Genomic DNA, 11,734 nt, shown 5'->3' with positions numbered 1-11,734 from the left:
TTACTTTTTTTCAGCCTAAAGAAAACGGTAGCTATTGATGCTGCTGGAGGAGTATAAAAGAAGCTATCAATAGCGTTGACTTATCCAAAACACCATGCCTTTCTTTGATATATTTTGTAGCTTTTACGATATGATCGTTGATTGTTGAAGTAGATATCCTTAACAAGGTACTCACCTCGGCGTAGCTTTTCCCTTCGATCTTACAAAGTCTATAGATCAGCCTGCGTTGAGGCGGAAGCTGTTCGATCGTTTGCGACAACCATTGTTCGTCCTGTTTTTCGTTTAATTGTTCCTCTACATGGGTATAGAGCTGTGTATTATGGAGACTAAGATAGGCTTGTATCTGTTTCTCCAGATTATTTTTGCGGATAAAGTTATATACCGTGTATTTTGCAATCTGGAATAAATAAGACCGAAAAGACTGTTCGATATCAATCAGCTCGCGCTTATCCCATACTTTTATAAATACTTCCTGTAAAAGTTCTGCAGCATCCTGTTCGGATTTGACCATTTTACGAATATTGAGGTAAATACGACCACTGTACAAACTGTAAATCTGACGAAAGGCAGTTTGGCTGCCCAAACGCAAGTCAGACAGCATCTCTTTTTCTTCCATATGATCATATTTCGGTTTATACATAGTCACTCAAGTGAAAATATAAATAACGGATTGCCAAATCTTGCTCTTTTCTCATATATTGTCGTCAAAATAGCAAGAACTATCCCTTTCGTTGAAAAGTAAAATGCTAAAGCTTTATTGTATTTGGTTATCCCCTCTCCTATTTCGTGTACCATAGATCTCTATTAGAATAAGTAAAAGGATCGTGCCGGCATTTCCAAAAAATTGAGACCCTAGCATGGCTCGAGCAGAACTATTGATACATCCATAGGATTGAGTAAAACAAATATAAAAAAACTAAAACGGTTTTGCTTATTTTGGGAGAAAATTACAAAACAGAAAGCGAAGAACTGTCAAGGTATCGAACAAAAATGACTACTGAAAATAAAAACAACACAAAATAGAAGAAACATTAAGCCCAATTAACTAACTTCATCTATATAATAACAATTAAATCAACTATCCTAACATACATTCAGATTGACACTTTTTTGTTTGAACAAGATATAAAACTATTGCTGAATATGGAAACTACTATCTCAACAGAGAAATTGCTATTAAAAACTGTCGAACTGCCCGACTTGCAAAATATGCACAATCTCAGGACCAATCCCCAGATTGCTAAATACATCGGAAGAGATCTCAATAAAAGTCTTGAAGAGACAAGACAGTTTATTGAAATGGTCAGAAAAAATAAATTCTATTTCACAATTAAAACAATAGATAAAAATGAATTTGTGGGAACTATAACCTTATGGAATATTGACTGGAGCAAAAAATATGCAGAACTTGGTTACGAATTGCTTCCGCAATTCCAAGGTAAAGGATTAATGAGTGAAGCTGTAAAGGCCCTATTAAAATATGCTTTTCATGAAATGGGAATTGAGGCAATTGAAGCGTATACACATCGCGAAAACATAGCTTCCAAAAAGCTGCTGGAACGCCTGGGTTTTAAATTGGTCGCTGATAAAATTGATCCGGACGTTTTAGACAATATTATTTACGGAATAAATAAAACCGAACAGGAAATCTCAACTGATCATTACTGATCTAATTTATTAATTTCATAGGCATTTACATACCAGATAACAAAGGAACAGATGAAATTTAGCTTTTTAATTGTAGCGCTATTTGTTTATAGCTTTGGTCACGCACAGGATTCAGATGCGTCAAAAAAAGCCAACATCAGCCATATTATCTCACTGTTCAAACAAAAAAACATAGATGAGATTTCAACGGTCATAAACTATCCCTTGAAGCGGGAAAACCCCATTCCAGCGATAAAAAATCCGAAGGAATTCAAGCAAAGGTTTCATGAGGTTTTTGATCAGACACTTGTGGATCTGATTGCACATTCAAAACCAGAACAATGGACAGAAGTTGGCTGGCGGGGAATCATGCTCGACAATGGCACACTATGGATAGATAGCGAAGCAGGAAAAATAACAGCAGTAAACTATCAGAGTCCATTCGAAAAAAAATTAAGACAAACACTGATTCAAAAACAAAAAGAACACATACACAATTCTTTAAAACAATTCAAAAACCCAGTTTATACAATAAGGTCCGAAAAATACCTGATCAGAATAGATGAATTAGCCAACGGAAAATACAGGTATGCTTCGTGGAAGATCGGAAGAAAAGAAAACATGCCACCTGACATTATCCTGAGTAACGGCAAACTGGATTTTGAAGGAAGCGGCGGTAATCATGTCATCACTTTTACCAACGGGATTTATACCTATGCTATCTATCGAAATATTATAGCGGAAAAAGATGCATCGGATATTACACTTGTTATCAAAAAAAACAAGCAAAAAATTTTAACGCAAGGGGGAACATTGATAGCGGAATAAAAAACAGAGATTTTGATAAAGTATGGTTTAATTGGGATTGCTGTTAAGATCATGATGTTTTCCTTTCATGTTTGCTAATCCAAAACGACAATTTACTGCGCCCCGGTCTATACTCTTTTAGACTAATGGAAAAGAAAACTCGGTGAATGGCAGAATTTGGGCGGTAAGCAGTAGCTAGAAATTCAGCTCAAATCGTCGATTTCACTTTGAATATTAAGACGGGCCTGTTCTTCATATTTTTCGTAGAAAAAATCCGTTTTAAATATCTTTTCCATGGCAAGAAAACTTTGTAAAACACGCTTTCTACCCGCATCAAAATAAATTGAATCTCCATATTCTTTACGGATACCAGCGGCGTATTTCGCATAAGATACCTTATCAGCCCCCAGTATAGACATGTCAGCATCAATAAAATAATTGATATCAGAACTGCTATTCACTGAATGTGTTTTTGTTGCCAGAATCATCTCCCGACAGGTGTCGATCAAATCTGATGGATAGTTCAATCTACGTAAATGATCCACCGCAACCAATGCACTTTTTTCTTCATTAGTGCCATCCAGCATAAAGTATACTATATCATGATAAATCATGGCCAAATTGGCTGTCGGAAAATCTGACAATTTGTGTTTACAAAGATCCAACTGCTGGCTAAAATGTTGCAGATGTGCCAACGTATGGTAGCCTCTTCGCTGATCGGAATATGATGCTGTGATTTCATTCCAACATAACTCCAATAGTGGGGTATCATCGGTATATGGCTCCAAGCACGAAAAATATACCGCTCTCATTTTTAAGTGATCAACTATCATAAGTAAAGCTAACTATTTTTATGCGTATATTCTTTTCAAACAATTTATGTAGTTAACTTTAAAAAGGAATAAAAAAATGGCGGATGTTCATCATATAAAACTTGTAAACCGGAATGCGAAAACAAGCTGTCCGGTATATGCTAAAACCGAAGACAGCTGGTGGACATTCAATATATATGCGATCAAGCCCAATCGGAAAGTACATATACCAACAAAGTCCATATACCAACATTGAAACTTTATAAAGCCCGCGTTTGCAACTGAGACCAGCGAATTGACAATGGATCAATCGCTTCGCAGGTAAGAAACTGTGCTAGCCGATTGGTTATCTCATTAAGCCAATTCACTTGGTGAAAAAACAAAAAGCCACATCTCACGACGTGGCCACTAAACTAAACTTATAAACTTATGATTCACTAATAGTCAGGCTATGAGCTAACTTGACTCACTACTAGCTTTTGATTCTTTGTCCTATTTATAGGTATTTACAGAGCCGGACACTCTCCAAGCGCCATGATCATTGATTAAAGTCACGAGGTCTGTCTTGGTAAAATCTTCAAATTGCATCGTTACTTTCGCAACCATATAGTCTGCTGACTCTTCGATAATCCGGGTATTCACTTTACAGTTGAGCTTCTCGCCGCGCTGCTTTTTCAGGAATTTGACAACTTCTTTGCGATCATTTGTTGTTGCATTTCCTGATTGGATCTTCTGGCTAAAATCTGCTGTAAATAATTGCTCTAAATCTGTTGACTCTCCCTCAGTGATCACCGCAACATAGTGGTTCAGAGCAATGTCTGCCGTGAATAGATTAACTATGGCTTTTTCCGATTTTGGAGAAGTTTTATCTGCTGCAATAGCCAAGGTAGATACTGCTATCATTGCTACCGCCAGGAATGTTTTTACTAATGCTTTCATAATATCTTGATTTTATTATATTCGTTCCGTTGTTCATATTTGTTGATTCAAAACTACAACTCAATTGTCGCCAGCCCTACTGGCTTTAGGTTAACGGATATAAAAACTCGGTAAACGAAGGAAATAGGGAGGCGAAATTTAAAATGCAATCATTACCAAAGAAGGTCTTGCGAATCAAACAGATCTAAAAGCAATACTGTGGTCAAAACTAAAAGCAAATAGAAGCTGGCAGAAAATTATAATATTAAAGCAGCAAAAAAGCTAAAATAATGAAGTAAGAAGCGGCTGAACAAAAGGGATTCCCTTACCGGTTTCTATATATCATTTCAAGCTTACGATGAATTGCCTCCATCCATCTGTACACACTACGGGTTCTTATCAAGAAACAAAATCCTTTACAAAGGGAAAAGGCCAACAAGATGTTTCTATTGAAAAAGGGAAATATACATTTGTAATTTATGCATCAGGGACAAACAAAAGTTTACCCACTATAGAATAAGAAGTAACATTTAATACTGTAAATTTTGAGGACTTAAAGGCCGATCGGGATTTATGCTTGATCAGGCCTCTTTTGAGGTGCAAGAAGGCCAAATTAGAAGTAATTCAATAGCAACTGGAGTAGAATAACGCGAGGCCCATCGATAACCTTATTAACATCAAATACTGCCGTATATCCCCATTTAAGCCGTACATACCGCCGAAAGTTGCCTCCTTTTTACTAACCAATTTCTTTTATGGTGATGCGCAATTATTTTTTAAAAAAACAAACAGGATAGTACATGACACTTATATCAAATTTATTTGTGATAATAGTGAATCATTCCGGATCTTCGGTTAACCCTCAATCCTAAAATATGGCACCATTTATAAACACTCTGCTTCAAAAAATTATGATGTCAGGATTTATATGTATAATTTCCATCAGCACCTTTGCCCAAAAATTAAGCGTAACTGACCTTAAAGTAGAACACCTTAAAAATCCTATGGCAATCGAAACCGATAGTCCCCGGTTCAGCTGGAAGATAAGTTCTTCGGTAAAAAATACACTACAGTCCGCTTATGAAATTAGAGTAGGTCGTGATAAAGCCGCGATGAATGCGGGAAAAGATCTGGTATGGAAAGCGGCGGTATCGAGTGATCAGTCGGTACTGATTAAATATGAGGGGGCTGCATTACAATCAAAAAAAAGATATTTTTGGCAAATTCGGGTAAAAGACAATCATGGCAATACTTCCGCCTGGTCTGAACCCGCGTTCTTTCACATGGGCATTAGCCCCACGGATTGGACAGCGACATGGATCAAAGTGGCCGGAAAAGATACCACGGCAAGAAGCCCTCTTTTCAGAAAAGAATTTGTCGTTAATAAAAAGCTTAAATCGGCAATTGCCTATGTGACCGCGAAGGGATTGTACGAAGCGCGTATCAATGGTCAGCGCGTCAGCGATACCTATTTTGCTCCGGGATGGACCAGTTACAAGGATCATTTGCAATACCAGGTTTATGATGTAACCACGATCTTAAAAAGCGGTTCCAACGTATTTGGAGTTAGTCTGGGAAACGGCTGGTATAAGGGACGGATTGGCTTTGGAAATCAGCACAATTTTTATGGCGATACGCGCGGATTGCTCTTGCAGCTTGTAATGGAATATACAGACGGCACGATGGAAACAATCCAAACCGATAAAAGTTGGAAATATGCTTACGGACCGATTATGGCATCAGATATTTATGATGGTGAAATCTATGATGCCCGAATGGAAATAAGCGGCTGGGACAATATTGGCTATCAGGAGGATAATAAATGGAATGCGGTCGGCACAATGGAGAAAGGGTCGGAAAAACTTGTCGCAATGAGCGGCCCGCCGGTCAAAAAGCATGAACTGTTCAAAGCACTTAAAGTCTTTAAAACACCAGCGGGCGAGACCGTTGTGGATTTCGGACAAAACCTGGTAGGCTGGGTCATGCTTAAAGCCAAGGGTACCGCCGGAACTAAGATCACATTGAGCCATGCTGAGGTACTTACAAAAGAAGGTAATTTTTATACCACAAACCTAAGATCTGCAAAGGCACAGGATATTTATATTTTAAAGGAGAATACCGAACAGGTCTTTGAACCTCATTTTACGTTTCAGGGCTTCAGGTATGTGAAGGTCGAGGGCTATCCGGGAGAATTGACAACCGAAGACCTTACTGCTGTCGCGCTATACTCTGCGATGGAGACCACCGGAAAATTTGCTACTTCCAATAGTCTACTGAACCAGCTACAACATAATATTCAATGGGGACAGAAGGGAAACTTTTTAGATGTACCCACGGATTGTCCACAACGTGATGAGCGTCTAGGTTGGACGGGTGATGCACAGGCCTTTGCCAATACAGCGGCTTACAATATGGATGTTGCGGGATTTTTCACCAAATGGCTTAAAGATGTGAAGGCCGATCAACAGCCCAACGGTTCAATCCCCCATGTGATCCCCAATGTACTGGGTGTGAATGATGGGGCATCAGCAGGCTGGGCAGATGTAGCTACAATTATTCCATGGGATATGTATGTGGCTTATGGTGATCGGCAGTTGCTGGAAACACAGTTTGAGAGTATGCGAAAATGGGTTGATTATATCTCTTCCGTGGCCAAAAATAATCTTTGGAACTCCGGTTTTCATTTTGGAGACTGGCTTTTCTACCGTCCTAACGATGACAATGACGGAAGAGCTGCAGTTACAGATAAATACCTGATTGCCCAGACTTTCTATGCACATTCTACCCAATTATTGATCAATGCAGCTAAAGTATTGGGCAAACAGGAAGATGTCGCGAAGTACAGCGCGTTGCTGGCAAATATCAAATCCGCTTTTGTGAAGGAATATATGACAGCTACGGGACGATTGGTTTCTGGAACACAAACGGCTTACGTCCTAGCGCTACAATTTGATATGTTGCCCGAAGAACTTCGAGCAGCATGTGCAAATCGCTTAGTAGCGAACATCCGTGATTATGGGACTCATCTCACTACAGGATTTTTGGGTACCCCCTATTTATGTCATGTGCTGACCAGATTTGGCCATAATGATGTAGCATACGATCTCCTGATGCAGGAAAGCTATCCTTCATGGCTTTATCCCGTCAAAATGGGTGCAACAACAATATGGGAACGATGGGACGGGATTAAGCCGGATGGTTCTTTTCAAACACCGGATATGAACTCCTACAACCATTATGCATATGGAGCAATTGGGGACTGGATGTACAGAACGATTGCGGGCATCAATTCGGTCCCCGAACAACCGGGTTACAAAGCTATTGTCATCGCACCCAAACCAGGTGGTAAAATAACCAATGCCGCCGCAGCATTAGAAACCCCATATGGTCCGGTAAAATCGGCATGGACACTAGAAAACGGATTGTTAAAACTTGAGGTCACTATACCTGCAAACACGAATGCAAAAGTAATACTGCCCGACACTACAAAAGAAATCGGTTCGGGAACCTATCATTTTGAAAGTAAAACTGAATAACAATTTTTAAAATCTCCTTATAAGTGGCACACATGACGATCAACAAAAAAGATTACATTTGATTTTTGTAACTTTGCAAAATCATGAGCGAAACGTTAGAGACCATACAAGATTATTATAAGCGATTAAGCCATCTGCATGCCAACGACGGGACAATATTAGATGTGGAGCTCGGAAAATCACATTTTAATATATCACCCCGTAAGTACTGTGATTTTAAAACGCCTTACAATAGACGTGATTTTTATAAGATCAGTCTAATCTTGGGGAAAGGTTGGTTTAAATATGGTCCACATGAGTTGTATATCGATCGGCCGGCTCTTTTTTTACCGGCATTGAATATTCCGTATAGCTGGGTCTGTGACACAAATGAACAAGAAGGCTACTTTTGTTTATTCAATCAAGAGTTTTTCACTGGTAGTCAAACGTTTGAACCTTTTAAAAAGACCTCCTTATTCAAAGAATGGAGTAAGCCGATTGTTTTTCTGGATGCAGAGCAATTAAACCTAATCACAACTTTTTTTGATAATATGTTCCGTCTGAATAACTCCGGTTATCCTTTGCGCTGCAGCGCGATCAAGAGCAATTTAGCTGCAATTCTCCACCTTGCACTGGAATGGCGAGTGGAAGATGTAGCCCCACAGGATCAATCCGGAAGCCTCCGTATGTACCGTTTATTCGACGAACTGCTGCATAAACAGTTTCCCCTAGACTCCCCTGCATATCCGCTGGCCTTACATACAGCGGCAGATTTCGCCCGACAGCTGAATGTTCATGTCAACCACCTCAATGCTTCTGTCAAATCGGTTACTAATCTTACTACTACGCAAATTATCAAAAGAAAAATTTTTGAAGAAGCTAAAAATCTATTAATCTACACCGATTGGAATGTAGCTGAGATCGGCTATACACTCGGGTTTGAAGAACCAGCTCATTTCAACAATTTCTTTAAAAAAAATGCGGGAACATCCCCACTTAAATTCAGACAGAAAAACAAGTAATATTTGATTTTCGTAATTTTTACTTTGTCAAATAGTACTAACGCTATCAAAAAAGTCTCTAGTTTTGTTTCATAAAAAAGAGCAAGACAATGTTGAGAGAAGCATCCGCACACCGCATTAAGCTAGTTACGTTCATGGCATTTGTATCCATGCCACTTTCTGGGTTTGTAACGGACATCTACCTGCCTTCGTTTCCGGCAATGGCTAAAAGTTTACATCTTCACGAGCGAGATATTCAATTGACATTAACAAGCTATTTACTCAGTTATGGTATTTCTCAGTTATTTATAGGCAACATTATTGACAGTATCGGCCGCTATCGCCCCAAGGTCCTGGCCTTGACGCTGTTGATACTAAGCAGCCTATTGATAGCGCATACAGACAGCGTATTTTTCATTTGTCTGTTAAGAGTTGTCCAAGGTGTGGCGATATCCATTCTGGTGGTAGCCACGCGTGCGCTTTTCGTGGATCTTTATGCCGGTGAGCGATTAAAGAATTACCTGAGTTACTTTACTATTGTCTGGTCCTGCGGTCCGATACTTGCGCCATTTCTGGGCGGCTATCTGGAAAAAATTTTCAATTGGCAAGCCAACTTCTATTTTCTTACTTTTTACGCCAGTGGCTTATTGTTGTTTGAAATCCTTTATGGTGGGGAAAGCATTGCCGAAAAGAAAAAAATCAACCTAAGGGACAACTTGAACCTGTATAAAATGATGTTACAGAATAGGCGTTTTATATTAGGGATTTTGGTATTGGGATTTAGTTACTCCATCGTTATGCTGTTCAATATTACAGGACCTTTTATTATCGAAAATGCATTTCATTTTTCATCCGTTACAATTGGCTACTGTACCTTGATACTTGGTTTTTCTTGGATGATCGGTGGGTTTATCACAAAAAAGCGCATGCATCTTGACTTCGTTCCCCGTGTGATTGCTCCTGTTCTATTGCAGGCATTTCTTATTATCGCTTTAATGGTGGTCGGCATCTTTCAACAGAATCTATATATTATGGTCGGTTTTGCATTTTTTATTCATACGATTTCGGGCGTCTTGTTTACAAGCTTTTTTACCACTAGCATGTTATTTTTCCCAAAACATGCAGGTACTGCTGGCGGTTTAATGGGTGGAATGGTTTATATTGTAACATCGCTATCCAACTTCATTGTTGCGATAAGCGGGAAAGTGACAACGCAAAATGGGCTGGCCTGGCGTTATTTTATCTTTTCGACCTTCCTGATCATTATCATGTTATTTATGTGGAAATTACAGAAAGTTAACGCTGAACAAAAGAATTGATCAAAGCAGTCCGACCGATGTTGAGAAGAGATAAAATATTCTATTATTTTTAAACATGTCGACATTACTTTCTATTGTAAGAAATCGAACTATTTTTTACATTTAGAATTGAAAAATGTTCCTTAAGTATTAATAACTGATTATTAATGCGAGAAAAAATATCAAATAAATGGACACAGCAATAATTTTGAAGCCCCTATCAATCCAGGATGTCACATCATTTTATACCTGGCTCAACGATCCCGACGCTATTAAATATTCACTTTCTTTATTTCAATCTTTAAATACGAGAGAAGCAATCGATAAATGGTTTATCTCTGTGGTCAACGATTCAAAAAATTATAACCGGGGCATTTTTCTCGCTAATTCAAATACACTTATTGGCTATGCTGGGATCTGTAATATTTCGACCGCAAACAAGCTTGGCGAGTATTTTATCTTTATAGGAGACCGCAATCAATGGGGGAAAGGTATAGGCTCTCAAGTAACGCAACTAATTGTTGCCAGTGGATTTGAAGAACTGAACCTCAATCGCATTATGCTTACTGTTTCTGAACCCAACTATGCTGCTGTGAAAGCATACACGAATGCAGGTTTCAAATTCGAGGGCAAGATGCGCCAAGCATGCTATAGAGACAATAAATTTCATGATAAACTTATTATGGCAATACTAAAAGAAGAATGGAGCAGTTGATTAATATATAAAAGCTCGATCGAATAACCTAAAAAAACCGTGCAGACCTGGGTTTTAATGCTTTTGTTGCGTTCAAATACGGAGTTACGAAATCATTGTCACTTTTGTTATTAATATCATTCTGCATGTCTATTCAATTCTTCTCCAGCGATTCAATCGTCCAAGACTAGAAAGGGTACTCAAGTTAAGTAAACGAAACCGGACCGTTAACATGACCACTTCGCCTAATCAAAACGGCACTGCCGCTATGCTCGATTTAGATAAAGGCGTTTAATAACATCTTATTTAAGCCCATTTTCAGCTTCAAATTGTTTCTTTTTGGCATGAAGTTTTTCACTGCTTTTATAGACCTGTTGATAGCGAATTTGTTTTTCTCGGGCAAGTACAAGCAGCTGATCCTGTGCAGCATATTGCAGTTCCTTTGTTCCGCTACGCATTAATTTCTCCTGTTCTATTTCTTTTCTACTAAACATAAAAAGATCCTTTAAAGACCTATAGTAATTTATAGCTTCTAACTGAACTTCTTTTCCTTCTACTAGCCCAACAATGTCTGCCTTCTTAATATCGTTAATAATGGAATCAAATACCAGCTCCTGTTGATCAATGGTATGTAAAGCCTGACCATATTCCTGTGCTATCAGCTGATTTAGTTTGATTGTTTCCAGACCATTCTCGCCCACGAGCATCGAAAACGCCCGGGATTCTTTGGCTGTAAGAAGAGCATCGAATGTTTCAGCTTTTTTATTTTTGCATGAACTCAGGGCGATTAGCACCGAAATGATGGTAAAAATATTCTTTAAAACATTGCGGATCATGATGCTGTAAGAATTGATATAGCTAAAAATACATATTTTTTTCTTAACATATTAACTGGACATTTATACCTCAATAGCAGGAGTCGACAATTCATCAAAAAAGGCCTTATTGCGTTTTTATTCCCACAAGGTTTCGTACATAAAAAGCCACATCTCACGACATGGCTTCTATATAAACACACTACTACTTTACAAAATTACTATTA

The 11,734-nt window shown here is 38.6% G+C and carries 11 protein-coding genes; 7 read left to right on the top strand and 4 right to left on the bottom strand.

From position 1 onward, the window contains the following. Positions 1-31 precede the first annotated feature (31 nt). Positions 32-616, bottom strand: a complete 585-nt coding sequence (locus DCO56_RS26000) for an RNA polymerase sigma factor (protein WP_245935921.1) — start codon at positions 614-616, stop codon at positions 32-34. Between the two features lie 527 nt (positions 617-1,143). Here DCO56_RS26000 and DCO56_RS25995 point away from each other — a divergent pair. Then, entirely contained in the window at positions 1,144-1,668 is a 525-nt protein-coding gene (locus tag DCO56_RS25995) for a GNAT family N-acetyltransferase (protein ID WP_108636601.1), read from the top strand. Between the two features lie 51 nt (positions 1,669-1,719). After that, entirely contained in the window at positions 1,720-2,475 is a 756-nt protein-coding gene (locus tag DCO56_RS25990) for a hypothetical protein (protein ID WP_219929451.1), read from the top strand. Between the two features lie 182 nt (positions 2,476-2,657). On the opposite strand, the gene DCO56_RS25985 is transcribed toward DCO56_RS25990, so the two are convergent. Further along, a complete protein-coding gene (locus DCO56_RS25985) occupies positions 2,658-3,287 on the bottom strand; it encodes an HD domain-containing protein (RefSeq protein WP_146191141.1) in 630 nt (209 codons plus the stop codon). Positions 3,288-3,758: 471 nt separating this feature from the next. Further along, positions 3,759-4,205, bottom strand: a complete 447-nt coding sequence (locus tag DCO56_RS25980; RefSeq protein WP_108636599.1) for a nuclear transport factor 2 family protein — start codon at positions 4,203-4,205, stop codon at positions 3,759-3,761. An 854-nt stretch (positions 4,206-5,059) separates the two neighbouring features. Here DCO56_RS25980 and DCO56_RS25975 point away from each other — a divergent pair. The 5 genes from DCO56_RS25975 (at position 5,060) to DCO56_RS30135 (ending at position 10,987) form a co-directional block, all read left to right on the top strand. After that, positions 5,060-7,720: a family 78 glycoside hydrolase catalytic domain gene (locus DCO56_RS25975; protein WP_483881777.1), complete on the top strand. Its 2,661-nt coding sequence runs from the start codon at positions 5,060-5,062 to the stop codon at positions 7,718-7,720. Positions 7,721-7,803: 83 nt separating this feature from the next. Then, on the top strand, positions 7,804-8,721 hold the full coding sequence (locus tag DCO56_RS25970) for a helix-turn-helix domain-containing protein (RefSeq protein ID WP_108636597.1): 918 nt from the start codon (positions 7,804-7,806) through the stop codon (positions 8,719-8,721). Positions 8,722-8,810: 89 nt separating this feature from the next. Next, positions 8,811-10,019 (top strand): MFS transporter, encoded by a 1,209-nt coding sequence (locus DCO56_RS25965; RefSeq protein ID WP_108636596.1) that lies wholly within the window; start codon positions 8,811-8,813, stop codon positions 10,017-10,019. 169 nt (positions 10,020-10,188) lie between these two features. Then, on the top strand, positions 10,189-10,713 hold the full coding sequence (locus tag DCO56_RS25960; RefSeq protein ID WP_108636595.1) for a GNAT family N-acetyltransferase: 525 nt from the start codon (positions 10,189-10,191) through the stop codon (positions 10,711-10,713). Positions 10,714-10,789: 76 nt separating this feature from the next. Further along, entirely contained in the window at positions 10,790-10,987 is a 198-nt protein-coding gene (locus DCO56_RS30135; RefSeq protein ID WP_219929459.1) for a glycosyl-4,4'-diaponeurosporenoate acyltransferase CrtO family protein, read from the top strand. A gap of 7 nt (positions 10,988-10,994) precedes the next feature. Here DCO56_RS30135 and DCO56_RS25955 read toward each other — a convergent pair whose 3' ends face one another. Then, positions 10,995-11,528 carry a hypothetical protein gene (locus DCO56_RS25955; protein WP_108636594.1) on the bottom strand — a complete coding sequence of 178 codons (534 nt, stop codon included), beginning with the start codon at positions 11,526-11,528 and terminating at the stop codon, positions 10,995-10,997. Positions 11,529-11,734 lie beyond the last annotated feature (206 nt).

This window comes from Sphingobacterium athyrii, from assembly GCF_003071065.1.
Classification (GTDB): domain Bacteria; phylum Bacteroidota; class Bacteroidia; order Sphingobacteriales; family Sphingobacteriaceae; genus Sphingobacterium; species Sphingobacterium athyrii.
This window is presented reverse-complemented; position numbering and strand designations above follow the sequence as displayed.

Coding starts and splice junctions, on each gene's coding strand:
- DCO56_RS26000 (WP_245935921.1), bottom strand. CDS start 616: ATGGAAGAAAAAGAGATGCTGTCTGACTTGCGTTTGGGCAGCCAAACT.
- DCO56_RS25995 (WP_108636601.1), top strand. CDS start 1,144: ATGGAAACTACTATCTCAACAGAGAAATTGCTATTAAAAACTGTCGAA.
- DCO56_RS25990 (WP_219929451.1), top strand. CDS start 1,720: ATGAAATTTAGCTTTTTAATTGTAGCGCTATTTGTTTATAGCTTTGGT.
- DCO56_RS25985 (WP_146191141.1), bottom strand. CDS start 3,287: ATGATAGTTGATCACTTAAAAATGAGAGCGGTATATTTTTCGTGCTTG.
- DCO56_RS25980 (WP_108636599.1), bottom strand. CDS start 4,205: ATGAAAGCATTAGTAAAAACATTCCTGGCGGTAGCAATGATAGCAGTA.
- DCO56_RS25975 (WP_483881777.1), top strand. CDS start 5,060: ATGGCACCATTTATAAACACTCTGCTTCAAAAAATTATGATGTCAGGA.
- DCO56_RS25970 (WP_108636597.1), top strand. CDS start 7,804: ATGAGCGAAACGTTAGAGACCATACAAGATTATTATAAGCGATTAAGC.
- DCO56_RS25965 (WP_108636596.1), top strand. CDS start 8,811: ATGTTGAGAGAAGCATCCGCACACCGCATTAAGCTAGTTACGTTCATG.
- DCO56_RS25960 (WP_108636595.1), top strand. CDS start 10,189: ATGGACACAGCAATAATTTTGAAGCCCCTATCAATCCAGGATGTCACA.
- DCO56_RS25955 (WP_108636594.1), bottom strand. CDS start 11,528: ATGATCCGCAATGTTTTAAAGAATATTTTTACCATCATTTCGGTGCTA.